General features: G+C 62.2%; 23 protein-coding genes. 3 read left to right on the plus strand and 20 right to left on the minus strand.

Going from position 1 to position 24496, the window contains the following annotated elements; translation table 11 throughout:
- Positions 1 to 56: 56 nt before the first annotated feature.
- From J3O30_RS07660 to J3O30_RS07670, 3 genes are all read right to left on the minus strand, one after another.
- The gene (locus tag J3O30_RS07660) at positions 57 to 755 is read right to left on the minus strand and encodes a phosphatidylserine decarboxylase (protein ID WP_207583634.1); all 699 of its coding nucleotides are present in this window, start codon (positions 753 to 755) and stop codon (positions 57 to 59) included.
- A gap of 133 nt (positions 756 to 888) precedes the next feature.
- Positions 889 to 2766, minus strand: a complete 1878-nt coding sequence (locus J3O30_RS07665; RefSeq protein ID WP_207583635.1) for an ABC transporter ATP-binding protein/permease — start codon at positions 2764 to 2766, stop codon at positions 889 to 891.
- A 210-nt stretch (positions 2767 to 2976) separates the two neighbouring features.
- On the minus strand, positions 2977 to 4998 hold the full coding sequence (locus J3O30_RS07670; protein ID WP_207583636.1) for an Ig-like domain-containing protein: 2022 nt from the start codon (positions 4996 to 4998) through the stop codon (positions 2977 to 2979).
- Positions 4999 to 5152: 154 nt separating this feature from the next.
- Here J3O30_RS07670 and J3O30_RS07675 point away from each other — a divergent pair, with 154 nt between their 5' ends.
- Positions 5153 to 5776: a TIGR00730 family Rossman fold protein gene (locus J3O30_RS07675; RefSeq protein WP_018241422.1), complete on the plus strand. Its 624-nt coding sequence runs from the start codon at positions 5153 to 5155 to the stop codon at positions 5774 to 5776.
- 17 nt (positions 5777 to 5793) lie between these two features.
- Here the strand turns inward: J3O30_RS07675 and rarD are convergent, their stop codons facing one another.
- From rarD to cysS, 7 genes are all read right to left on the minus strand, one after another.
- Positions 5794 to 6708 carry an EamA family transporter RarD gene (gene rarD / locus J3O30_RS07680; protein ID WP_207583637.1) on the minus strand — a complete coding sequence of 305 codons (915 nt, stop codon included), beginning with the start codon at positions 6706 to 6708 and terminating at the stop codon, positions 5794 to 5796.
- A 173-nt stretch (positions 6709 to 6881) separates the two neighbouring features.
- Complete coding sequence (gene cimA / locus J3O30_RS07685; RefSeq protein ID WP_207583638.1) at positions 6882 to 8498, minus strand: citramalate synthase; 1617 nt, start codon at positions 8496 to 8498, stop codon at positions 6882 to 6884.
- A gap of 87 nt (positions 8499 to 8585) precedes the next feature.
- Positions 8586 to 9548 carry a prolyl aminopeptidase gene (pip, locus tag J3O30_RS07690; RefSeq protein WP_207583639.1) on the minus strand — a complete coding sequence of 321 codons (963 nt, stop codon included), beginning with the start codon at positions 9546 to 9548 and terminating at the stop codon, positions 8586 to 8588.
- On the minus strand, positions 9545 to 10021 hold the full coding sequence (locus tag J3O30_RS07695; protein WP_207583640.1) for a GFA family protein: 477 nt from the start codon (positions 10019 to 10021) through the stop codon (positions 9545 to 9547). Before J3O30_RS07695 ends, pip begins: the two co-directional genes overlap by 4 nt.
- Positions 10018 to 10506: a GFA family protein gene (locus J3O30_RS07700; RefSeq protein ID WP_207583641.1), complete on the minus strand. Its 489-nt coding sequence runs from the start codon at positions 10504 to 10506 to the stop codon at positions 10018 to 10020. The genes J3O30_RS07695 and J3O30_RS07700 overlap by 4 nt, the downstream gene beginning before the upstream one ends.
- Positions 10503 to 10979 carry a GFA family protein gene (locus J3O30_RS07705; protein ID WP_207583642.1) on the minus strand — a complete coding sequence of 159 codons (477 nt, stop codon included), beginning with the start codon at positions 10977 to 10979 and terminating at the stop codon, positions 10503 to 10505. The genes J3O30_RS07700 and J3O30_RS07705 overlap by 4 nt, the downstream gene beginning before the upstream one ends.
- A gap of 64 nt (positions 10980 to 11043) precedes the next feature.
- Entirely contained in the window at positions 11044 to 12435 is a 1392-nt protein-coding gene (cysS, locus tag J3O30_RS07710; protein ID WP_207583643.1) for a cysteine--tRNA ligase, read from the minus strand.
- A gap of 353 nt (positions 12436 to 12788) precedes the next feature.
- Here cysS and J3O30_RS07715 point away from each other — a divergent pair, with 353 nt between their 5' ends.
- Positions 12789 to 13538: a GH25 family lysozyme gene (locus J3O30_RS07715; protein ID WP_207583644.1), complete on the plus strand. Its 750-nt coding sequence runs from the start codon at positions 12789 to 12791 to the stop codon at positions 13536 to 13538.
- Between the two features lie 2 nt (positions 13539 to 13540).
- Here the strand turns inward: J3O30_RS07715 and J3O30_RS07720 are convergent, their stop codons facing one another.
- The 4 genes from J3O30_RS07720 to radA all read right to left on the minus strand — a co-directional run bounded on the left by J3O30_RS07720 (position 13541) and on the right by radA (position 18108).
- The gene (locus J3O30_RS07720; protein ID WP_207583645.1) at positions 13541 to 14281 is read right to left on the minus strand and encodes an SDR family NAD(P)-dependent oxidoreductase; all 741 of its coding nucleotides are present in this window, start codon (positions 14279 to 14281) and stop codon (positions 13541 to 13543) included.
- A 77-nt stretch (positions 14282 to 14358) separates the two neighbouring features.
- A complete protein-coding gene (purF, locus tag J3O30_RS07725) occupies positions 14359 to 15849 on the minus strand; it encodes an amidophosphoribosyltransferase (protein WP_207583646.1) in 1491 nt (496 codons plus the stop codon).
- Positions 15850 to 15999: 150 nt separating this feature from the next.
- Positions 16000 to 16617, minus strand: a complete 618-nt coding sequence (locus tag J3O30_RS07730) for a CvpA family protein (protein ID WP_164008666.1) — start codon at positions 16615 to 16617, stop codon at positions 16000 to 16002.
- 90 nt (positions 16618 to 16707) lie between these two features.
- On the minus strand, positions 16708 to 18108 hold the full coding sequence (gene radA, locus J3O30_RS07735; protein WP_207583647.1) for a DNA repair protein RadA: 1401 nt from the start codon (positions 18106 to 18108) through the stop codon (positions 16708 to 16710).
- Between the two features lie 165 nt (positions 18109 to 18273).
- On the opposite strand from radA, the gene J3O30_RS07740 reads away from it, so the two are divergent.
- Complete coding sequence (locus J3O30_RS07740; RefSeq protein WP_207583648.1) at positions 18274 to 18909, plus strand: LysE family translocator; 636 nt, start codon at positions 18274 to 18276, stop codon at positions 18907 to 18909.
- A gap of 8 nt (positions 18910 to 18917) precedes the next feature.
- Here J3O30_RS07740 and alr read toward each other — a convergent pair whose 3' ends face one another.
- The 6 genes from alr to rpsF form a co-directional block, all read right to left on the minus strand.
- Positions 18918 to 20081, minus strand: coding sequence for an alanine racemase (gene alr / locus J3O30_RS07745; RefSeq protein WP_207583649.1), 1164 nt, complete (start codon positions 20079 to 20081; stop codon positions 18918 to 18920).
- Positions 20082 to 20177: 96 nt separating this feature from the next.
- Entirely contained in the window at positions 20178 to 21674 is a 1497-nt protein-coding gene (locus tag J3O30_RS07750; protein WP_207584280.1) for a replicative DNA helicase, read from the minus strand.
- Between the two features lie 328 nt (positions 21675 to 22002).
- A complete protein-coding gene (gene rplI, locus J3O30_RS07755) occupies positions 22003 to 22581 on the minus strand; it encodes a 50S ribosomal protein L9 (protein ID WP_207583650.1) in 579 nt (192 codons plus the stop codon).
- A 22-nt stretch (positions 22582 to 22603) separates the two neighbouring features.
- Positions 22604 to 23590, minus strand: coding sequence for a DUF2232 domain-containing protein (locus J3O30_RS07760; protein ID WP_164008680.1), 987 nt, complete (start codon positions 23588 to 23590; stop codon positions 22604 to 22606).
- A gap of 148 nt (positions 23591 to 23738) precedes the next feature.
- Entirely contained in the window at positions 23739 to 23987 is a 249-nt protein-coding gene (gene rpsR, locus J3O30_RS07765) for a 30S ribosomal protein S18 (RefSeq protein ID WP_003547038.1), read from the minus strand.
- Between the two features lie 14 nt (positions 23988 to 24001).
- Positions 24002 to 24460 carry a 30S ribosomal protein S6 gene (gene rpsF, locus J3O30_RS07770; RefSeq protein ID WP_207583651.1) on the minus strand — a complete coding sequence of 153 codons (459 nt, stop codon included), beginning with the start codon at positions 24458 to 24460 and terminating at the stop codon, positions 24002 to 24004.
- Positions 24461 to 24496: the final 36 nt, after the last annotated feature.

A 24496-nucleotide genomic window follows, 5' to 3' on the forward strand; every position in this document is an offset into this window, starting at 1 on the left:
GGCGTAAAACAATGGGCTTAAGCGCCAAGAGCGAATCTGAAAGATCGCGACGCGCTTTAGCTGCGGCGGCTGATGACGGGACCCTTGGCGGAGGCAAATTCGGCGATAACAGTTTCCCCGGCAATCGCCACTTGGCCGAGCGAGACGCGTGGCGCGGCACCGGCCGGCAGGAACACGTCGAGCCGCGACCCGAAACGGATCAGCCCGAAGCGCTCGCCGGCATCTAACGGTTCGTTGGGGTTTGCCCAGCAGAGGATGCGCCGTGCCACGAGACCGGCGATCTGGACCACACCGATCTGGCCGTGCCGGGTTTCGATCACCAGCCCGTTGCGTTCATTGTCCTCGCTCGCCTTGTCGAGCTCGGCGTTGACAAAGCTGCCGGAGCGGTAGTTGATGCTGACGATGCGCCCGCGCATCGGCGCCCGGTTCACATGGCAATTGAAGACGTTCATGAACACCGAGATGCGCAGCATCGGCTCGGAGCCGAGATTGAGTTCCGCCGGCGGGGTCACCATCTGGATCGCCGAGACTTTGCCGTCGGCGGGAGAGATCACCAGATCGTCGTCCTGCGGGGTCACCCGTTCGGGATCGCGGAAGAAATAGGCGCACCAGAGCGTGAAGATCATGCCGATCCAGAAGAGCGGCTTGAAGATCCAGCCTAGGATCAGCGACGCGACGAAGAAGGCGGCAACGAAGGGATAACCCTCCTTGTGCACGGGGACGATCGTGTTGCGAACCGTGTTGAACAGGCTCATGCTGCCGGTCTCCTTGCGTTTGCGTTTCTCGCTGGTTAGCGAAAAACCGTCTCCGGGGCAATGCTATGGCCCGCGCCCTGGTTCCGACGCCGGGGTTCTGAACAACAAAAGCCTGTCGGTGCCCTATCCCGGCTCAGCTTGCCGGGGCAAGCCGCGCAATCACGCCGAGGTCGTCGCTTTCTCGCACCTGCTTCAGATGTTCCTCCGCCTGTGTCGCCTCGCGTTGGCGGTTCCACATCGAGGCGTAGAGACCGTTCATTTCGAGCAGGGCGGCATGCGTCCCGCGCTCGGCGATCTCCCCGCTTTTCAGCACGATGATTTCGTCGGCGCCGATGACGGTCGAAAGCCGGTGGGCGATCACCAGTGTCGTGCGGTTCTTCGACACCACGTCGAGCGCGGTCTGGATTTCCCGTTCCGTCGTCGTATCGAGCGCCGATGTCGCCTCGTCGAGGATCAGGATCGGCGGCGCCTTGAGGATGGTGCGGGCGATCGCCACCCGCTGCTTCTCGCCACCCGAAAGCTTGAGCCCGCGTTCGCCGACCTTGGTCTCGAATCCCTCGGGCAGCGTCTCGATGAAATGGGCGATCTGCGCTACCTCGGCTGCCGCAAAGACCTCGCCTTCGCTGGCCGATGTGCGGCCGTAGCGGATGTTATAGGCGACCGTGTCGTTGAAGAGCACGGTATCCTGCGGCACCATGCCGATCACTGAGCGCAGGCTCTTCTGCGTCACTGTGCGGATGTCCTGGCCGTCGACGGTGATTACGCCGCTCTGGATATCGTAGAAACGGTAGAGCAGCCGCGACAGCGTCGATTTGCCGGCGCCCGAAGGACCGACGACGGCAACTGTCTTGCCGGCTGGAACATCGAAAGAAATGCCCTTCAGGATCGGACGGGCCGGGTCGTAGGAAAAGTGCACGTCCTTGAAGGCGATCGCACCCTGGCCGATCCGAAGCTCGGTCGCATCGGACGTGTCTTTGACCTCGGCCTTGACCTCAAGCAAGTCGAACATCTGCTCGATGTCGGTCAAGCCCTGGCGGATTTCGCGGTAGACGAAGCCGATGAAATTGAGCGGCGCGGAAAGCTGCAGCAGCATCGAATTGACGAAGACGAAATCGCCGACCGTCTGCTCGCCGCGCTGGACGGCCAGCGCCGACAGCACCAGCATGATGGTCGTGCCGATGCCGAAGATGACGCCCTGGCCGAAGTTCAGCCAGCCGAGCGAGGTCCAGACATCGGTCGCCGCCTTCTCGTAGCGTTCCATCGATTTGTCGAAGCGTTTTGCCTCCATCTCTTCGTTGCCGAAATATTTGACGGTCTCGAAATTGAGGAGGGAGTCGATTGCCTTGGTGTTGGCGTCGGTATCGCTGTCGTTCATTGACCGGCGGATGGCGATGCGCCAGTCGGATGCTCGGATGGTGAACCAGATATAGGCCCAGACAGTGAAGCCGGTGACGGCGAGATAGGAGAAGCCGTAGCCCCACCAGAAGATCGCCGCCGTCAGCAGGAATTCAATGACTGTCGGGACCGAATTAAGGATCGTGAACCGCACGATCGTCTCGATGCCCTTGGTGCCGCGCTCGATGATGCGCGAGAGACCGCCGGTCTTGCGCTCCAGATGGAAGCGCAGCGACAACTCGTGCATGTGCACGAAGGTCCTGTAGGCGAGCTGACGCACCGCATGTTGCCCGACGCTGGCAAACAGCGCGTCGCGCAACTGGTTGAGGCCGAGCTGAATCAGCCGGGTGATGTTATAGGCGATCACCAGGGCGATGGCGCCGGCCAGCAGCGGCGGCACCGAGCCGGCCAGATCCATCCTGCCGTTCAGCGCATCGGTCGACCACTTGAAGAAATAGGGGACGAGCAGCAGGACGAACTTGGAAATCAGCAGGAAGACCGAGGCCCAGACCACGCGCATCTTGAGGTCCGGCCGGCCGGCCGGCCACATATAGGGCCAGAGGTTGAGAAGCGTCTGCAGCAGGTTGGATTCCGAGACTGTCTTACCGTTTGCCATGCTTGTCTCCAGCCCGGATGGGCTTGCGGCGATTGCCGCGCTTCGATGCCGGCAAGAGCACGGAACCGGGACGTGCCCGAAAGCACTCGCCGCAACCCGCAGCCGCCATCGCCAGATAGGGTGTCGGGCGGACGAATACAACAAATGCGGAGTTCAGGAAAAGACAGGCCGGGCGGTTCGCCCGCCCGGCTTCGTCATCTTGTCTGGCGTTTAGAGGTGTTGGCCGGAAAGGCGCTTGCGGTGCAGCTCTTCGGCATTCGGCAACACATCCTTCGGCAGACCGAAAATCTGACCGGGACGGATGCGGTCTGGATCGACGATCTTGTCTTCGTTGGCGATGTAGATCGTCGTGTAACGAACGCCGAGGCCATAGGTGCGGCGCGAGATCTGCCACAGCGTGTCGCCGCGGCGAATGATGACCGCCGCGTTGTTTGCCGTCAGCGGCGCCTGTTCGATCGTCTTCGGCTGATTGCCTACGACATCGTTTGCAGAGGTCACCGCCGGCGCGGGCGTGGCGGTAAGTTCAGCGATCATGCCACCCAGCCTGTCGAGTGCCGCGCCGACGGACTTCGCGTCCCCAGGCAGGCTCTGCAGCAGCGTCAGCGCATTGCCGGCGACCTGAGAGGCGGCGCCGGACGCTTGCTTGAAGGCATCGGATGCATCTGCCGACGCGCGGAAATCGGCGACCGAGCGCAGTGCGAATTCCGTTGCCGAGCGCGCTGCCGCAAGCTGTTCGGCGCCCGGCAGCTTGCCGTCGGCAAACAGCCCCTTCAGCAGGCCGAAGGCCTTGCCGGTCTCGGCCTTGCGCTTGCCGAGTTCGCCTTCGTCGAGCGGCACCATCGAGGAAGCGCCATTCGCGTCGGCAGGCGCGGATTGGGCGGCGACCCTCACCTGGTCGCCGGCAGGGCGATTGAAATTCACCGCCGCGCGAACGATCACCTTGCCGGAGGGATCGACAACATCAACGCGGATCTTGTGGTCGCCGACCGAAAGCGCCACCACACCGTCGATGACGAAATGGCCGTCCGAGCCGGCCGTGTCCTGGCCGACCAGGCTGTCGTCGGCATAACCGACGACCTTGGCGTTGGCGCGCGCCGTGCCGGCAATGAAGATCTTGTTGCCTTCGATCTCGACGGCATTGACCATCACATCGGGCGCATTCGTCTTGTCGGGTGCGGCGGTGCCGGGGATGGCCGGTGCCGTGGCTGCGGCGCCGGAGGCGGCGTCGGTGAGGTTTGGCGTCTGCAGCGCCAGCTCGCCGGTCGGCGCAGCTGTTGTGGCAGGCGCAGGCGAGCTTTCGCCCGTGGCCGGCTTGTTGGAGGCATCAGCAACTTCGGTTCCGGCCTTCGGCGCGGTGATGATGCGGCTCGCTGTGCCGGGTTTGGATACCATGGCGAGCAGATTGGCACCGTTGCCGTCTTTCGGCACGGAAATGGTCGCGACTTCTTCGGAAAGCGAGCTCTTGCCGTCCTTGCCGGTGAACTTGAGCACCAGCTGGTGGTCGCCCGCTGCAAGCGGCTCGTCGAGAACCGCGGCGAAATCGCCGCTTGCATCGACATTGGCTGTCGTTACGACCTTTTCGCCGTCAAGCACTTCGAGCTTGCCGTTCGGTTCGGCGGAGCCGGCAATCACCGTCGAGCCGTCGGGCTCAACGCGCAAGACGTCGAAGGCGGGAAGCTTCGGGCCGGCATTCGCCGCTGCCGTGCTCGCAGCAGGGTCGGACGCACCGGTCAGCGCAGCCTCGGCCTTGGCGATCGCGGCAAGCGCATCGGCGATGTTCTCCGGCAGCGCCTGGACGATAGCGAGCGCCTTCGCGCCGCCGTCCTTGGCTTTCGTGGCAAGCGTCTGGGTCGCCGGATCGAGGCCCTCGGGGATTGCGAAACCGGCAAGTGCGCCCAGCGCGTTGACGGCCTTGGTCTTGGTGGCGGCGAAGACATCGTCGGCAGGGCCCTTGCCGTCGGCAAACAGCGCCTTAAGTTCGCTGAGCGAGACGCTGGCGCCGGCCGAAAGGCGGCCCACCTTGTCGGCTGTCGCAGCCGCATCCGCCACAGCGGAGCGCGATGTCTTTGCCGACTCGTTAACCGTATCCTTGAGTTCCGTGCTCGCCTGGTTGATCGCGTCGCCGACCTTGCCTGCATCGCCGCCGATGCGCGGCATAACGAAAAACACCATCAGTAGGATTGCGATTACGAGCACTGCAAGGGCCAGCAAGCCGGCACGGTTCTTCATCATTATGTCTCCCAAGGCGGCAATTTGCCGTAGTAACCGAAATTGCTAGCGATTCCCGTTGCTTTTCACAAGCATTCAAAGCAATTCGGCAAGCTAGGCACGCTGCTTTCCAGTCAATTTTCTTGACTGCATTGAAATGGAATAGTTGTTTGCCTCTATGACCGAACAATCTGTATCGATTCGATCCATCTGCGTTTACTGCGGCTCAAGGCCGGGACGCGATCCCTCCCACATGGCGGCCGGGCGCGCTCTCGGACGAGAGATCGCCGAATACGGCCTGCGCCTCGTCTATGGCGGGGGTACCAAAGGCATCATGGGCGCGGTCGCAAGCGGCGTGCTTTCAGGCGGCGGTCAGGTCACGGGCATTATCCCCGAATTCCTGATCGATATGGAGGCGACTCGCCACTCGCTCGGTCAGCTCAACGAACTTATTGTAACCCCTGATATGCATGCGCGCAAACACACGATGTTCGAGCGTTCCGATGCTTTCGTCGCGCTGCCAGGCGGCATCGGCACGCTGGAGGAGATCGTCGAGATCATGACCTGGGCACAGCTCGGCCGCCACGAAAAGCCGATGGTTTTTGCCAACGTCAACGGTTTCTGGGATCCGATGATGGAACTGATGCGCCATATGACCGAAGAAGGCTTCCTGCACACCGCCCACCGGGTGCAGCCGCTCGTCGTCGACGAGATCTCCGGCATCATTCCGGCGATCATGGCCCAGGCAGCCCAACTCGCCGCCGATCGTAACGGCGAGGACGAGGTGATCTCGAAGATGTAGAAGTCCGTACGGGCGCCTCAGCGCCCGCGGCTTCCCCTCAGCATCGACCAGCTGTAGAGGACCAGCCCTGCCCAGATCAGCGGGAAGGCAATCATGCGCGCCGTGCCGAGCGGCTCCTGGAAGACGAAGACCGCGATCAGGAAAATCATCGTCGGTGCGATATACTGCATGATGCCGATCGTCGAGAGTTTCAGCAGCTTGGCGCCGTTGGCATAGATCATCAGCGGCACAGCGGTAATGACGCCGCAGCCGAGCAGCAGCGTCGTATCTGCAAGGCCGGTGCGGTAGAGGTGGCCCTGGCCGCTGCCGAATTCGAGATAGAGGATATAGAGCAGGGCGGGTCCGCTGAGGATCAGCACTTCGAGGAAGAAGCCCTGGTTCGGCCCGAGCGGCAGCGTCTTGCGGAGCAAAGCATAAAACCCCCACGAGATCGCCAGCGTCAGCGCCACCCATGGAATGCCGCCGCTATCGAATGCGAGAATGGCGACGGCAAGCCCTGCCAGCGCGATCGCGGCGATCTGCAGCGGCTGCAGCTTCTCCTTGAGCAGCACCGAGCCGAGGAAGATGCTGAACAGCGGATTGATGAAATAACCGAGCGCCGCATCGAGCGAATGGCCGGCGCCGATCGCCCAGACATAAGTGCCCCAGTTGACGGTGATCAGCGACGCCGTCAGCGCTGCCATCGCCAGCATGCGCGGCGAGCGCAGCGCAGTCGCGATCTCCTGGGTGCGCCCGAGCACGATCAGAACGATGCCTGCCAGCGGCAGCGACCAGACGATGCGGTGGGCGATCACCTCGGCCGGCGAAATATGCGCCACCGCCTTCATGTAGATCGGCAGGAAGCCCCAGAGCAGATAGGCCGTCAGCGCGAAGGCGAAACCGCGCGGACTGTCTTCGTTCTTGGCCAAGGGAACGGATGCATCGGTCGACATCGGGGTGTTTCCATCTTTGTTCTTCTTCTGATCCGGCCTAGCTTAAGCGCCGTGAATAGGCCAATTCATTTCGTTGAATGAACCTTGAGAGAATTTGAAGCGGAAACGAGGCGACGGACGGATGATGGCGGCAAAGACCGGCAAGGCTTCCTCGCCGAACCGGCGGAAGAGACTTATTCCGCCGCGATCTTGCCTGCCAGCTGCCGGTTCTTCATCAACTTGTAGATGACGGAGTCCATCAGTGCTTGGAACGAGGCGTCGATGATGTTCTCCGAGACGCCGACCGTCCACCAGCGCACGCCGTCGCTGTCGGTGGACTCGATCAGAACGCGGGTGATCGCCTCCGTGCCGCCATTGAGGATACGCACCTTGAAATCGGCGAGCACCAGATCGTCGATCTCGTGCTGGTATTTGCCGAAATCCTTGCGTAGCGCGAGGTCGAGCGCGTTCACCGGGCCTTCGGCATCGGCAACCGACATCAGCGTCTGGCCGTCGATGGTGATCTTCACCACGGCCTCGGAGACGATCTTCACGCGGCCAAGACTGTCGAAGCGGCGCTCGATCATCACCCGGAAGCCTTCGATGGTGAAGAATTCCGGGATCGTGCCAAGCGTGCGGTGCGCCAGCAGCTCGAAGCTCGCATCTGCGCCCTCATAGGCATAGCCGATGGATTCACGTTCCTTGACGATCGAGATCAGCAAGTCGAGCTTTGGATCGTCCTTGGCGACGGTAATGCCGCGCCGCTTCAGCGCATTGATGAAGTTCGCCTTGCCGCCCTGGTCTGACACCATGACCTTGCGGAAGTTGCCGACGGTCTCCGGCGGCACGTGTTCATAGGTCCGCGGGTCCTTGATCAGCGCCGATGCATGGATGCCGGCCTTGGTGGCGAAGGCGGAAGCGCCGACATAGGGCATCTGATGATCAGGCGAGCGGTTGAGCAGCTCGTCGAAGGCATGCGAAAGGCGGGTGAGATTGAGCAGCCGCTCCTCGTCGATTGCCGTTTCGAAACGTGTGGTGTAGGCGCTCTTTAGCGCCAGCGTCGGGATCAGCGTCACCAGATTGGCATTGCCGCAACGCTCGCCGATGCCATTCAGCGTGCCCTGGATCTGCCGGACGCCGGCCTCGACCGCGGCCAATGAATTGGCGACCGCCTGGCCGGTGTCGTTATGGGCATGAATCCCAAGACAGTGGCCGGGAACGCCTGAGGCGATCACCGCCTCGACGATGGCGCGCACCTCCGGCGGCTGCGTGCCGCCATTTGTGTCGCAGAGCACCACCCAGCGGGCGCCGCTGTCATAGGCGGTCTTGGCGCAGGCGAGCGCATAGGCCGGATTGGCCTTGAAGCCGTCGAAGAAATGCTCGCAATCGACAATCGCCTCCTTGCCGGCGCCGACCGCCGCCTTGACGCTTTCGGCGATGCTTTCGAGGTTTTCCTCATTAGTGCAGCCAAGCGCCACCGCAACATGATAATCCCAGCTCTTGGCGACGAAACAGATGGCGTCGGATTTCGCCTGCAGCAGCCCGGCAATGCCGGGATCATTGGAAACCGAAACGCCCGCCCGCTTCGTCATGCCGAAGGCAACGAAGGCGGCCCGGCTGGTGCGCTTCTCGCTGAAGAAGGCTGTATCCGTCGGATTGGCGCCGGGATAGCCGCCCTCGACGTAATCGATGCCGAATTCGTCCAGCATCGCGGCGATCGCAATCTTGTCCTCGACCGAGAAATCGATGCCGGGCGTCTGCTGCCCGTCCCGGAGCGTCGTGTCGAAGAGGTAGATTTTTTCCTTGGTCACCGCGATGTCTCCGGGGCATTGATTGTTTTTATCCGGAGCTTACCCCCCTTGCCCTGCCGGGCAGAGGGGTAGTCACGGCGTGTAGCATCAGTCCGGCTTCCCGGCAAACTTATCCGTCGCCCGGATCAGCTGGTCGAGAATCCCCGGCTCCGAATAGGCATGGCCCGCACCCTCGATCAGGTGGAGCTCTGCCGTCGGCCAGGCCTTGTGCAACTGCCAGGCATATTTGGCCGGGCAGGGCATGTCGTAGCGTCCATGCACGATGACGCCGGGAATATCCTTGAGCTTGCCGGCATCGCGGATCAGCTGTCCCTCGTCCATCCAGCCGGCATTGACGAAGAAATGGTTCTCGATGCGCGCGAATGCATAGGCGAATTCCGGCTCCTCGAACTTGCCGCTCGTCGAAGGTTCCGGCAGCAGCGTGATCGTTTCGCCTTCCCAGATACTCCAGGCCTGCGCGGCCTTGAGGCGCACGTCTCTGTCTTCGTGCGTCAGGCGGCGATGATAGGCCTGCATCATCTCATGCCGCTCTTCCGACGGAATGGGAGCGATGAAGCGCTCCCACTTGTCCGGGAACATTTCCGAGACGCCGAATTGGTAGTACCAGTCGAGCTCGGCCTTGGTCAGCGTATAGATCCCGCGCAGAATGAGCTCGGAGACGTGCTGCGGATGCGTCTCGGCATAGGCGAGCGCCAGGGTTGAACCCCAGGAGCCGCCGAACACCTGCCAGCTGTCGACGCCGGCCATTTCGCGCAGCCGCTCAATATCGGCGACGAGATGCCAGGTCGTGTTGGCGTTGAGTTCCGCATGCGGCGTCGACCGGCCGCAGCCGCGCTGGTCGAACAGCATGACGTCGTAGAGCTGAGGATCGAAAAGCCGGCGATGAGCGGGCGAGATGCCGCCGCCCGGACCGCCATGCAGGAAGACGGCGGGCTTGGCGCCCGGCATTCCCGACCGCTCCCAATAGATCACATGGCCGTCGCCGACATCGAGATGGCCGGAGGCGTAGGGTTCGATCTCGGGATAGAGTGTGCGCAGGATCTCGGTCATATCTTCACGCCTTTCGCGGGCCAGAGCGCGGTGTCGTGATCGGGATGCTGGAAGGAAATGATCGCCTCCTGCCGCGCGTAGAAATCCTGATCCTTCAGCACCGGCGCATCGAAGATCTCTTCGACCCAGGGCAGGCGGGCCTCGTAGTTTACCTGGACCAGCGGTGCGAGATCGCTGCGGTCGTCGAAAGTGCCGATCGCAAGCTCCAGCCCGCCCGGATGACGATAGGTCATCGGCGTGCCGCAATTGCTGCAGAAGCCACGGTCGATATTGACCGAGGACTGGAAATAGCTCGGCTCGCCGCGCGTCCATTCCATCCCCTCCTCAGGCGCAGTGACGAGCGCGGAGAAGAAACCACCGAACTGCTTCTGGCACATGCGGCAATGGCAGATCGAGGGTCGCCCCAGTCCGCCTGAAATGCGGAAGCGCACGGCGCCGCATTGGCATCCGCCTGTTTTTATCGTGTCCGTCATGAGATCTCTCCGAGGGGCCAGCTTTTCGTGTCGTGATCGGGGTGCTGATGGTTGCTTGCCGCAATCGCGTTCTCGCGGTCGGGCGTTTCAGCCTGTGGTTCCAGCGGCAGTCCGGGGAGCGCGTGAAACCAGGACATCTTGCGGTCGGTGTTCGATTGCATCACCGGCCTGACCGCCTCGGGATTATCGAGAGAGCCGAGCATGATGTTGATGAAATCCATCTCCGGAATGTCGTAGAACAGCGGCGTGCCGCAATCGCCGCAGAAGCCGCGCCGCACCAGATCCGAGGATTGAAACCATTTCGCCGCGCCGCGCGTCAGCTCGAAATCTTGACGCTTCGCTGCTGCAAGCGGCATGAAATAATTGCCGGCCGCCTTCTGGCACATGCGGCAATGGCAAAGGTGGGGATAACCGAGTTCGCCTTCAGCGCGGTAACGCACCGCCCCGCACTGGCACCCACCGCTTCTGTCTGCGTCCACTGTCATCGGGGCTCCTTGGGCGGCCATGCCTGCGTCTCATGATCGGGATGCTGGAAGGAGACGAGTTCGAGCACGAAGGGGGCGGCTTGCGCATCCTCCTCCGTCCGGTGCCCCGGCAGTTCGTGCAGATGATCGACGAAGCCGATCTTGCCCTCGATGCCGAATTGCACCACCGGCGGGAGCGCCGAAGGATCGTCGAAGGCGCCCGCGGCAATCGCAACCCCGTCAGGCGCCTCGTAGGAAAGCGGCGTCCCGCAATCGCCGCAGAAGCCGCGCTCGACGAAATTGGAAGAGCGGAACATTTTCCGCTCTCCGCGCGTCCACGCAAAATCGGCGCCGCGCACCGACACCAGCGGCGCATAATAAGCCCCGAACGCCTTCTGGCACATGCGGCAATGACAGATCGACGAATCCTTGAGTTCGCCGCTGACGCGAAAGCGCACCGCACCGCACTGGCAGCCGCCGGTATAGGTGGTCATGGACAATCCCTCCGCAACAATGTGGGGAGGGGTTGGGGAGGGGCGTTATCCCCAGACACCACTCTCACCGCTTGACCTCCCACGTCGTCACCCGCTCGCCGGTCGCCGTATCCCTGCCGTCCTTCAGCTGGATGCCTTTCGCGGTCAGCTCGTCGCGGATCTTGTCGGCCTCAGCAAAATTCTTCGCCTTCAGCATTTCCAAACGCATGGCGACCAGCGCATCGACTGCCGCTGCGACGGCCGCGTCGATTTCTGCTTTCCTCGGCAGCAGCCCGAGGAGGGCAGCGGTTGCCGCGAAGGCGGCGCCGGCGGCGGGATCCGTATGGGCAGCTTGCGCCAAGGCATGCAATGCCTGCACCGCCGCCACCGTGTTGAGGTCGTCGGCCAGCGCGTTGAGCACGGTTTCATCGGGCGCTGCATCGCCGGCTTCGGTCGCCGGCCATTTGGCGAGCAGACGTTCGGCCTCTTCCAGTCGCTTGATCGAAAAGTCGATCGGCTCGCGATAATGCGTCATCAGCATGGCAAGGCGCAGCACCTGGCCCGGCCATTTGCGGCCGCCGAAGGTTTCCGTGTGCAGCAACTCGTGGATGGTGACGAAATTGCCTTCGGATTTCGACATCTTGCGGCCTTCGACCTGCAGGAAGCCGTTATGCATCCAGACATTCGCCATCACCTCGGTGCCGTGGGCGCAACGCGACTGGGCGATCTCGTTTTCATGATGCGGGAAGATCAGGTCCAGCCCGCCGCCATGAATGTCGAAGACATCGCCGAGATAGCGCTTGCTCATCGCCGAGCACTCGATGTGCCAGCCAGGCCGGCCGCGGCCCCACGGGCTCTCCCAGCCGGGCTCGTTGTGGCTCGACAGCTTCCAGAGCACGAAATCGCCCGGGTTCTTCTTGTGCGCGTCGACGGCGATGCGGGCGCCGGCCTGTTGCTCGTCGAGCGGGCGCTTCGAAAGTTGGCCGTAATCCGCCATGGACTTGGTGTCGAACAGCACTTCGCCGGCTGCGACATAGGCATGGCCATTGCCGATCAGCTTCTCGATGATCTCGATCATCTCAGCGATATTGTCGGTCGCCCGCGGCTCGAAGGTCGGCTCCAGGCAGCCGAGTTCGGCGACATCGGCGTGAAATTGCGTCTCGGTCTTTTCGGTGACCGCGCGGATCGCTTCATTCAGCGGCAGGCCCGGATGATCCCGGAGCGCCCGCGCATTGATCTTGTCATCGACGTCGGTGATGTTGCGGGCATAGGTGACGTGGCCTTCGCCATAGACATGGCGCAGCAGCCCGAACAGCACGTCGAAGACGATGACCGGCCGGGCATTGCCGATATGAGCGAAATCATAGACGGTCGGGCCGCAGACATACATGCGGACATTGTTGGGATCGATCGGCGAAAGAACCGATTCTTCCCGTGTCAGCGTGTTGTACAGCCTCAGTTCCGGCATGCCGCCCATTCCACTCTCCCATCAGTACAATCAGAAATATCGCGACCGGCGGGCCGGGGCGTTTCGCATCTTGACTATTTGGGAGACGAAAACGGCCGGGCCAGCGCTTGCGCTAGCGAATAATCTTTCCGCAGATAATGCAGATAACCGTTTTCATGCCGCGTTTTATGGCGTGGGAATGACGTTTGGTCAAGAGGGGCGAGGAACGATCCCGGCAGCAACTGAAGCGGCGCATCCGGTGAATCGATTGCAAGGCCGAAGGTCCGCGAAGACAAACAGCGCGTCTTCAGATTCGTCTGCCATTTTCGCGGCGCAAATCTTCTATAGCCAGCTGAAACCTGCTGAAAATATGGGAGAAATGTGTGAGGAGCGTGGTTCGGTGGACAATCGGAGCGACCGCAATTGTGGTGGTCGCATCCGCTGCATATCTGGCGTACGATTTCGGAATGCTTCGCTTCAACAATCCGTCCTTGAGCCGCTATCCGATCCAGGGCATCGATGTCAGCCATCACCAGGGTGACATTGATTGGAAGATGGTGGCCGCGCAGCCCAACGTCCGTTTCGCGATCATGAAGGCGACCGAAGGCGGAGATCACAAGGATTCCAGGTTCGCCGACAACTGGCGGCGCGCCGGCGATGCAGGACTGGTCAGGGGCGCTTATCATTTCTTCACCTTCTGCCGCCCGGGCAAGGATCAGGCGCAGAACGTCCTCGCGACCGTGCCGAAACAGCCGGGAACCCTGCCGATCGCCGTCGATCTGGAGTTCGTCGGCAATTGCAACAAGGTCCCGACTGTCGAGGAAATGGCGACTGAGGTGAACGCCTTCTTTACCGAGCTGACAGGCACCTTTCCGGAAAAGCCGATCTTTTACGTCACGCAGGAATTCTTCGATCGCTATCTGAAAGGCAATGAATCCCGCTTCCCCGACCATTTCCTGTGGCTGCGAAGCGTGTTCCAAGAACCGACGCAGGAAGACTGCGGTGGTTGGTCGATCTGGCAATTTGCCGACAACGGCACTGTCGACGGCATTCAGGGAGCGGTGGACCTCAATGCCGTGTGCCCGTCGGAAACGGGCTTCGCACATCTGTTCCCAGCCGTTGCTGTCAAATGACGCTACTCCGGCAGGCGGTAGTCGACGAGCTTGTTTTCCCGCACGATGAACAGTTTGCCCGTGTCGGTCACACCAGGCCCCGTCAATGGCAGGATCGCCTTGGCGATCTCGGAGGGATGCGGCAGCGTCTGCGGATCTTCGCCCGGCACCGCCTGGGCGCGCATCGCCGTGCGGGTGGCGCCCGGATCGACGCTGGTGATGCGCAGCGGCGTCGATTGGCTCTCGCCGGCCCAGGTCCGAGCCAGCGCCTCGACGGCCGCCTTGGAAGCGGAGTAGGCGCCCCAGAAGGGCCGGCACTTGTGGGCGGCACCCGAGGACAGGATGACGGCGCGGCCGGCATCCGAGCGGGTCAGCAGCGGATCGACCGACCGGATCAGCCGCCATGTGGCAGTGACGTTGATGGTCATCACCTTTTCGAACACCTTCGCCTCGATATGACCGATCGGCGAAATGACGCCGAGCACGCCGGCATTGGCGACGAGGATATCGAGTTTGCCCCAGCGCTCGAAGATCGAGCCGCCGAGTGCGTCGATCGCATTCATGTCGGCCAGGTCGAAGGGGACGAGCGTCGCCGTGCCGCCGACCGCCTTGATCGCATCGTCGAGATCCTCGAGCCCGCCGACCGTGCGGGCGCAGGCGATCACATGGGCGCCGGCTTTCGCAAGCTCCAGCGCCGTGAAATAGCCGATGCCACGCGATGCACCGGTGACGAGTGCGATCTTGCCCTCAAGATTGATGTTCATCTGTTCCGGTTCCGGATTTGCTTGCGATGGCGAGGGGCGCACGAGCCCCTCGGAAGGGAAGTCAAAGCAGCGGCGGCTCAGCCGTTGCTGGCAAGCATCGAAAGCTTGTTGCCCATCGACTCGCCGTTCTTGTCGAGCAGGCGGGTCGGATAGTCACCGGTGAAGTAGTGGTCGGTGAATTGCGGCCGGGCAGGATTGCGGTCCTCGCCGCCGACGGCGCGGTAAAGCCCGTTGATCGACAGGAAGGCAAGCGAGTCCGCGCCGATATATTTGGCCATGGCGTCGACATCGGCATACTGGTTCGCCAGGAGCTTTTCGGCATCGGGCGTGTCGATGCCGTAAAAGTCGGGGAAGAAGATCATCGGGCTGGCGACGCGGAGATGGACTTCGCGCGCGCCCGCTTCACGGATCATCTGGACGATCTTGAGAGACGTCGTGCCGCGCACGATGGAATCATCGACCAGCACCACACGCTTGCCTTCGATCATCGCCCGGTTGGCCGAATGCTTCAGCTTCACCCCAAAGGCGCGGATCTGCTGGGTCGGTTCGATGAAGGTGCGGCCGACATAGTGGTTGCGGATGATGCCGTATTCGAAGGGAATGCCGCTTTCCTGTGCGAAGCCGAGAGCCGCCGGCGTGCCGCCGTCCGGCACCGGCACGACAACGTCGGCCTCGACGGGCGATTCCTTGGCGAGGTTCATGCCCATATTCTTGCGCGTCGTATAGACGTTGCGGCCGCCGACGACCGAGTCCGGCCGGGCGAAATAGACATATTCGAACAGGCAGAGCCGTTCCGGCTGCCGCTTGCCGGGCTTGCGGGCATCGATGCTGATCGAGCCGTCGGGCTGGATTTCGCAGATGACGACCTCGCCATTTTCCACGTCGCGGATGAACTTGGCGCCGATGATGTCGAGCGCGCAGGTTTCCGAGCAGAAGATCGGCTTGCCGTCGAGTTCGCCCATCACCAGGGGGCGGATGCCGGTCGGGTCACGCGCGGCAATCAGCTTAGTGCGCGTCATCGCGAGCATCGAATAGCCGCCTTCCATCTGGCGAATGGCGTCGATGAAGCGGTCGGACGTGGAAGCGTGGCGGGAGCGGGCGATGAGATGGAGCACCACTTCGGTATCGGACGTCGACTGACAGATGGCGCCGGTCGCGATAATCTGGCGGCGCAGCGTCAGGCCGTTGGTGAAATTACCGTTATGGGCAATGGCGATCCCGCCTTCCTCAAGTTCGGCAAACAGCGGCTGCACGTTGCGCATGGCGACTTCGCCTGTCGTCGAGTAGCGGGTATGACCGATCGACATGCTGCCGGGCAGGCGGGCGAGCGTCATCGGATTGGTATAGTGGTCGCCGACCAGGCCCATATGGCGCTCCTGATAGAAGCGCTTGCCGTCGAACGAGACGATGCCGGCTGCTTCCTGTCCGCGATGCTGAAGCGCATGCAGACCAAGAGCCGTCAGTGCCGCGGCATCGGGATGTCCCAAAATTCCGAAAACCCCGCATTCCTCATGCAGCGTATCTCCGTCGAGCGGATCGTCGGTCGGGAAGGAATGGGACTGGTTCATTTCTGCGGGCCTCTGCTCTCACAAGAATGGATCGGCATTTCCAGAAATAACTGAAGCCCGGCAGAGCTGGAATGCCCGGCCGGACCCCTTATTTGACATCCCGCTCAAATGGCAATTGCCGGAGGGCGGGTCAAGCTCTTGAACACTGTGTCAATTCGCTGGCTGCTGTGCAGGCGCGGTCGGTGCGTCTTCTGCCGGTGCCTGGTCGCCCGTCGGCGGATTGGTGCCTTCGGCGCCCTGTGCCGGCGGCTGAAGCTTATCACGGATGCTCGCCGGTATCATCTGGGCAAATTGCTCCGGCAGAACCGATTTCAGCTTCACGACCATCGAATCCAGGAAGGGTTTCGATTTTGCTTGGTTGACCCAGGCCGGGCGGTGGTCGACATCGACCAGCCAGTTCCAGAAGGCGACGGCGACGACCAGCAGCAGCACGCCGCGCGCTGCCCCGAACAGGAAACCGAGCGTGCGGTCGAGCGCGCCGACGCGGCTGTCGATGATGAAATCGGCAATCTTCATCGTGATGAAAGAAATGACGATGAGCGCGATCAGGAAGACGACCGCTGCCGAACCGACGATCGCGATGCGGTCGTCATCGGTATATTTCTTCGCGTAGGGCAACAGGTACGGATAGAGGTAATAGGCCGCCGCTGCCGATCCGCCCCAGCTCGCGATTGAGAGGATCTCGCGCGAAAAGCCGCGGACCATCGCCAGCACGGCGGAGAAGAGCACGACGCCGATGACAATACCGTCGAAAATCGTAATGGGCATGTAAATTCAACTCCAGGACTGCCGCTTGGCGGCCGTGTCGTGCCTTATCGTGTGCCTCCTATATCATTACCAATCTTGGCAATGAAAGGATCAAACCTCGTCTTCCACACGCAGCGCTCCCTTCGAGCCGGCGATGCGCGCCACCAGATCCGGCAGGCTTTCGACCTCGCTCCACCGCCCGCCGGAGCCCTTCGGCAGTTCGGCGGAGGCGGATGGAAGCAGTGCTGCGGAAAAGCCCAGCTTCTCGGCTTCCTTGAGGCGCTGGGCGGTGTGCGCAACCGGCCGGATGGCGCCCGACAGGCTGACTTCGCCGAAATAGACGCAATCGGCGGGAAGGGCAATACCGGCAAGCGAGGAAACCAGCGCCGAGGCGACGGCGAGATCGGCCGCCGGTTCGGTGATGCGGTAACCGCCGGCAACATTGAGGTAGACGTCATGCTGGCCGAGCCTGACGCCGCAATGGGCTTCCAGCACCGCGAGGATCATCGACAGCCGGGCCGAATCCCAGCCGACCACGGCGCGCCGTGGTGTGCCGAGCGAGGTCGGCGCCACCAGCGCCTGCACCTCGACGAGAATGGGACGCGTGCCCTCCATGCCGGCAAAGACAGCGGCGCCCGGCGATTTTTCGTTGCGTTCGCCGAGGAAGAGTTCCGAGGGATTGGCGACTTCGCGCAGCCCCTTGTCGGACATTTCGAAAACGCCGATCTCGTCGGTCGGGCCGAAGCGGTTCTTGACCGTGCGCAGGATACGGTAGTGATGGCCGCGATCGCCCTCGAAATAGAGCACGGCGTCGACCATGTGCTCGACGACGCGCGGGCCGGCGATCTGCCCGTCCTTGGTGACATGCCCGACCAGCACCATGGCGGCGCCGGTCTGCTTGGCGAAACGGATCATCGCCTGCACGCCGGTGCGCACCTGCGTCACCGTTCCCGGCGCGGATTCGGCCAGTTCGCTCCACAGCGTCTGGATGGAATCGATAATGACGAGATCCGGCCGCTTGCCCTCGGCAATTGTCGCCAGAATATCCTCGACATTGGTTTCGGCCGCCAGCATCACGTCGGTATCGGCCGCCGCAAGGCGCTGTGCCCGCAGCCGGACCTGCGCCACAGCTTCTTCGCCGGAGACGTAGATGATCTTGTGGCCACGCCGCGCAAGAGCGGCGGCCGCCTGCATCAGCAGCGTCGATTTGCCGATACCGGGATCGCCGCCGATCAGCACCGCCGACCCGCGCACGAAGCCGCCGCCAAGCGCCCGGTCGAGTTCCGACATGGCGGTATGGATGCGCGGCGCCTCCTCGATTTCACCGGACAGCGCCGTCAGCGCCACCGGCCGGCCCTTCTTCGGCGTCTTGCCGGGGCCGGAGCCGATCCCGCCCATCGGGTCCTCTTCGACGATGGTGTTCCACTCGCCGCAGTTCTCGCATTTGCCGGCCCAGCGGTTGTGGATCGTGCCGCAACTCTGGCAAATGAATTGTGTCCTGGCCTTCGCCATCAATCACTCTTTCAGTCCGGGTTCCCGAGTGAAGCAGTCGCGCCGCTTCATCGAATCATTGTCGTGCTTGAGATAATGGCTATCGCGACGGATCAAAACTAATGATTTTCCCATCAGTGCCTCCCGTGCCTATGCTTTGCCTCTGCTCATTCTGAACGGTGGAAGATGTTCGATTATTCGTTTGCGCACTGGTTTGCATTTTTCTCGGCGGCGGTCCTGCTCAACCTGTCACCCGGCCCCGACATCGCCTTCATCCTCGGTCACACGATGAAAAGCGGAAAACGTGCCGGTTTTTCCGCGCTGTTCGGCGTCTGGTCCGGCGCCTGCCTGCATGTTCTGATGGCAGCGCTCGGCCTTTCCGCCGTGCTCGCCGCTTCGGCCGTCGCCTTCTCCGCGGTCAAATGGATCGGCGCCGCCTATCTCGTCTGGCTGGGCATCCAGGCTTTGCGCGCCGGCGGCGGCAATGGTCTGATAAAGACTGCCGGTGAAAAAATGCCGGCAGCAAGGATCTACCGACAGGGCATTCTGGTTTCATTGCTCAATCCGAAAGTGGCGATTTTCTTCCTGGCCTTCCTGCCGCAATTCGTCGTTGAAGGGGCAGGGCCGGCATGGGCCCAGCTCATGCTGCATGGCGGGCTGATCATCGTCGTCGCTGCCTTCATCGAGCCGCCGCTCGTCCTCCTCGGAGGGCGCCTTGCCGATGCGCTCAGGCATAATCAAAAAATTGGGTTATGGCTCGATCGCGGCCTCGGCGCGCTTTTCCTGGCGCTCGGCGTCCGCCTTGCGCTCAGCAGCCGCTGACGGGTAGGTTATTCCTCGTCGGCGACATAGCGCCGCTCGTGGCGGAGCCCCATGCTGGTCAGGATCTCGTATCCGATCGTGCCTGCCGCCCGCGCCACATCGTCCAGGGCCATGTTCTTTCCGAACAGCTCGACATAATCCCCGGCGCGCACGGCGTTGTCAGGCAGATCCGTCACGTCGAAGATCGTCAGGTCCATCGTGATCCTGCCCGCGACCGGCACCTTACGTCCGGCGATGAAGCCTTGCCCACCCTGCGGTACGGTCTGGCGCAGCGGCACGCCGCCGCTCGACAGGCTGCGCATGTAGCCGTCGGCATAACCGGCCGAAGCGATCGCCAGCCGGCTTTTGCGGCCAAGCTGCAGCGCCCGCCCGTAGCTGACGGTCTCGCCGGCCTCGACGCTGCGCACCTGGATGATGCGGGCTTCCGCGGTTGCCACCGGCCGCATCGGATTGGCCAGGCCGCAGACCGCCTCGGCGCCATAAAGCGCGATGCCGGGACGGGTCAAGTCGAAGTGATAATCCTCGCCGAGGAAAATGCCGGCCGAGGCGGCAAGGCTTGAATCGATGCCTTCATAGGCGGCGCTAACCCTGTGGAATGATTCGAGTTGCTGCCGGTTCATCGCATGGCTGGGATCGTCGGCGCAGGCGAGATGGCTCATGACAAGCACCGGTGCGAAGCTCGCCGGACGTGAGACGTCGTCGGCGAGCGCGATCGCATCGTCCATATGCAATCCGAGCCGATTGAAGCCGGTATCGACATGCAGCGCGCAGGGGTAGTCACCGTAATCGGCAAGTACCGCCATCCAGAAGGCGAGCTGCTCGTCAGAGGAGATCACCGGAACCAGATCGTTTTCGAAGAAGCGCCGCTCGGTGCCCGGCCATATGCCCGAGAGCACGAAAATGCGCGCCTCGGGCGCATAGAGGCGAAGCGTCACACCCTCGTCGACGGTCGCGACGAAGAAGTCGCGGGCGCCTGCCATGTAGAGCGCTTCGCCGGCATCCTCGATGCCCATGCCGTAGGCATCCGCCTTGACGACCGCCGAGGCGCGCGCCGCACCGGAGCGGCGCGCCATGTCGCGCCAGTTCTCCGTCAAGGCCGTCAGGTCGACGGTCAGTCGCAGGCCTGCCGAGGCAAAATTATCGTCTTCGGGGGCGTCGAGAAAATCGCTCATGATCCACATCGAAAAGAGGCCGGAGGAGGATTCTCCGGCCAGTTTAAAGGTCGATTTTGTCAATGGAAAGCCCGGCGCTGCAGCATCGCTGCGCGATCAGTGCTCTTCATATTGGGTGAAGGACGGATCGGCGAGATCGGCAAAGCGGGTGAATTCCGCCTGGAAGGCGAGCTTCACCGTGCCGGTCGGCCCGTGGCGCTGCTTGGCGATGATGACGTCGGCGGTACCCTTCACCTTGTCGAACAGCGCTTCCCATTCCGGATATTTCGGATCGTGGATGTCGCGCGGTTCCGAATTCTTGACGTAGTATTCCTCGCGGAACACGAAGAGCACAACGTCGGCGTCCTGCTCGATCGAGCCGGATTCGCGAAGGTCGGAGAGCTGCGGCCGCTTGTCGTCGCGGCTTTCCACCTGACGCGAGAGCTGCGACAAAGCGATGATCGGAACGTTGAGTTCCTTGCCGAGCGCCTTCAGGCCGGTGGTGATCTGGGTGATTTCCTGCACGCGGTTGTCGCTGGATTTGCCCGAGCCGGTCATCAGCTGAATGTAGTCGACCACAAGCACGTCGAGGCCGCGCTGGCGCTTGAGACGGCGCGCGCGCGCCGAAAGCTGGGCAATCGAGATACCACCGGTCTGGTCGATATAAAGCGGCACCTTCTGCATCATCATCGAGCAGGCGACGAGCTTTTCGAAATCGGCATCGTTGATGTCGCCGCGGCGGATCTTCGAGGAGGAGACTTCCGTCTGCTCGGAGATGATACGGGTGGCAAGCTGTTCCGACGACATTTCCAGCGAATAGAAACCGACGACGCCGCCGTTCTTCGCCTTCGTGCTGCCGTCCGACTGGACTTCGCCTTCGTAGGCGGCAGCGATATTGTAGGCGATATTGGTCGCAAGCGAAGTCTTGCCCATGCCGGGACGTCCGGCAAGAACGATCAAGTCCGAACGCTGCAGGCCGCCCATCTTGGAATCCAGCGAATGGATGCCGGTGGAAATGCCGGAAAGCCCGCCGTCGCGTTCCTTGGCGACGGCCGCCATGTCGATCGCCAGCGCAACCGCATCATTGAAGGCCTGGAAGCCGCCGTCGTAGCGGCCGTTTTCCGCCAGTTCGAAGAGGCGGCGTTCGGTATCCTCGATCTGCGACTGCGGCGGCATGTCGAGCGGCGCGTCGTAGGCGATGTTGACGACATCTTCGCCGATGGTGATCAGCGCCCGGCGCAGCGCCAGATCGTAGATCGCCCGGCCGTAATCCTCGGCATTGATGACGGTGACGGCATTGCTGACGAGGCTCGCCAGATATTGCGAAACCGTCATGTCGCCGACCTTCTCGTCGGCCTTCAGGAAGGTCTTGATCGTCACCGGATTGGCGATTTTGCCCATGCGGATGATATCGCCGGCAACCTCGAAGATCTTCCTGTGCAGCGGTTCATAGAGATGAATCGGCTTCAGGAAGTCCGACACCCGGTAATAGGCGTCGTTGTTCATCAGGATAGCACCCAGAAGCGCCTGCTCGGCTTCGATATTGTTGGGTGCTTCGCGATAATGCTGCTCCGAGGGAGCAACGGCTGCAATCTTTCGAGCGGCGTCGTTCATCATCATCCGTTCTGTCTTTTTCCAGCTCCGGATTTGCAATTCCGGACGCGAAAATCAAGAGGCTGCGAGGGGAGCGGGGGCTCGCTTCGCTTAAATCCTGAACGCTGTGCACGTTGTTCGACTTCTCCACAGTCCTGGGCGACGCAAAGGAGAAATACCGGCAGTGTCACCCGCACGACACGGTATGGCGCCGACTCAGCCCATCCGTTTCGGAGAACTCTATTTTAGCGCGATGCGATAAGGCTCGCAGCAAAAACATCCGAAACATCCCCAACGAAAAAGCCCGGCGCTGTGGCCGGGCTTCCTGTCGTGGATTGCTCCGACGATATTATGCTTCGTCTTCGTCGACGCCGTCGGCTTCCGGATCGAAGAAATCTTCAGGACGCAGAGCGTCTTCGTCGACGCCGTAGATGGCGTCGACCGAGGTGAGTTCTTCGCCCTTGGACTGGCGCTCTGCCTCTTCGGCAGAACGGGCAACGTTCAGCTGGACGTGGATTTCGACTTCGGCATGCAGCTGCAGCTCGACCTTGTGCAGGCCGATCGCCTTGATCGGCGTGTTGAGGTGAACCTGATTGCGCCCGATGTTAAAGCCTTCGGCGGCGAGAATATCGACGACGTCACGGGCAGCGACCGAACCATAGAGCTGGCCGGTTTCGCCGGCCGAACGCACGACGATGAAGGACTTGCCGTCGAGAACGTCGGCAACCTTCTGGGCTTCCGACTTGCGCTCGAGGTTGCGGGCTTCGAGCGTCGAACGCTCGGCTTCGAAGCGGGTCTTGTTGGCGGCGTTGGCGCGCAGCGCCTTGCCGAGCGGCAGCAGGTAGTTACGGGCAAAGCCGTCGCGAACCTTTACGGTTTCGCCCATCTGGCCGAGCTTGGAGATGCGTTCGAGAAGGATGACTTGCATTTTCTTTTGCCTTTCTTGTGTCTCAAATTTTCGTGTCGGATTGTTTGGGGGCATCAGCATCTTTCGTCGGGGTCAGCGCGATCGCCTTGCGCGTATCGCTGAGACCGAGGACGAGGATGAGGAGAGCTGGCAGCAGCATGAGCATCGAAGCCAGGTAGCTAAGGATGAGGGCCGGGATGCGCCAGTCCTTGCCGCGCGTGCGGAAATGCAGCGAGGCGAAACCGGAAAGCACGAAGCCGGCGCCGAAGGTGCCGATCACCGTCGCGCCGACCAGCGCCGGAACGCCGCCGAAGAAGCAGGCGGCAAGCCCGGCGAGGAAGATGAAGATCGAGTTGCGGTTCATGCGCAGCGACGAGGGAATGTCCTCGCGCGGGCGAAGGCCGCGACCTGACGCTGCGACGATGCGCACGGCGAAATAATAGGCGGCAAACAGCATGCTGACCCACATGCCGCCCTGCAAAGCCGGCAGCATCAGCAGGATCAGCGACTTGGTCTGCGCGGTGGCTGCCGGATCGGGCATGAATTCCGGCTGCTGCTGCTTGACCGAGGTGATCAGCAGATCGACGATCGGATCGGTGATCTCCGGCCCATAGCCGATCATCACGCCGATGACGATGACGGCGATCGTCACCAGGCCGCAGAGATGCAGCAGAATATCGGAGAGCGGATACCAGGCAAGCAGGTGGTCAGGGCCGCCGAGTTCGGAGGCGGGGCGAGCGAGATTGGCGAGGTGGCTGAGCCAGCCGGCCGGCAAGAGCGTCACCAGCGTCATGATCAGCGCAAAGGAAGGCGAGATGAAGATCGCGCCGAGCGCCGCTGCAGTGGCAACGGCCGAGATCGCCGCGGCATTGCCCCAGCCGAGCCCGACGATCAGGATCGGCAGCGCCGAGGCCGTGTAGAGGAGCGCGCTGAAAAACGACGGCTGCACGCTCGCGCCCAGCACCAGCAGGGCGGCGGTCAATCCGGCGAGTGCGCCGATCAGCAGCGTTTTAAGATCCGGTCGTTTCAAGGTCGCTGTCCTGCTTCATCAAGCAGTTAGAGGATGTTGCTGAATCGAATTCAGAAACGTCTCAACATGGGTTTTAAGAGTTCCGATCCGCGCCCATCGCAGAAGGGAGGCAACCCCCAGATCAGGAATCCGGGGGTCACATATTCTATTAGGCTACGACGTAGGGCAGCAGGCCGAGGAAACGGGCGCGCTTGATCGCCTGGGCGAGTTCGCGCTGCTTCTTCTGGGAAACAGCCGTGATGCGCGACGGAACGATCTTGCCGCGCTCGGAAATGTAGCGCTGCAGCAGACGTACGTCCTTGTAGTCGATCCGCGGCGCGTTGGCGCCGGAGAACGGGCAGGTCTTGCGGCGGCGATGGAACGGGCGGCGGACCGGAGCGGAGGAAGTTTCAGACATATCTCGGATCTCCCTTATACACGGTCTTCGCGCGGACGGCGCGGACGGTCGTCGAAGCCACCTTCACGCGGCGGACGCGGGCCGCGGTCACGATCGCCGAAGCCGCCTTCACGCGGGCCACGGCCGCCTTCGCGCGGACGGTCGTCGCGGTCGCGCTTCTGCGTCATGGCAGACGGCCCTTCTTCATGCTTCTCGACGGCGATCGTCATGTAGCGAAGAACGTCTTCGCTGATGCGCATCTGACGTTCCATTTCCTGGACGGCAGCAGCCGGTGCATCGATGTCCATCAGGGCGTAGTGCGCCTTGCGGTTCTTCTTGATGCGATAGGTAAGGGACTTGAGGCCCCAGTTCTCGATACGCCCGACTTTACCGCCGTTAGCTTCGATCACACCCTTGTACTGTTCTACGAGGGCATCGACCTGCTGAGCGGAAATATCCTGCCGGGCAAGGAATACATGTTCATAAAGAGCCATGACAGCTTTGCCTTTCTTGCGTTTGGTTCAACCCGA

It is taken from the genome of Rhizobium sp. NZLR1 (assembly GCF_017357385.1).
In the GTDB taxonomy this organism is placed as follows: domain Bacteria; phylum Pseudomonadota; class Alphaproteobacteria; order Rhizobiales; family Rhizobiaceae; genus Rhizobium.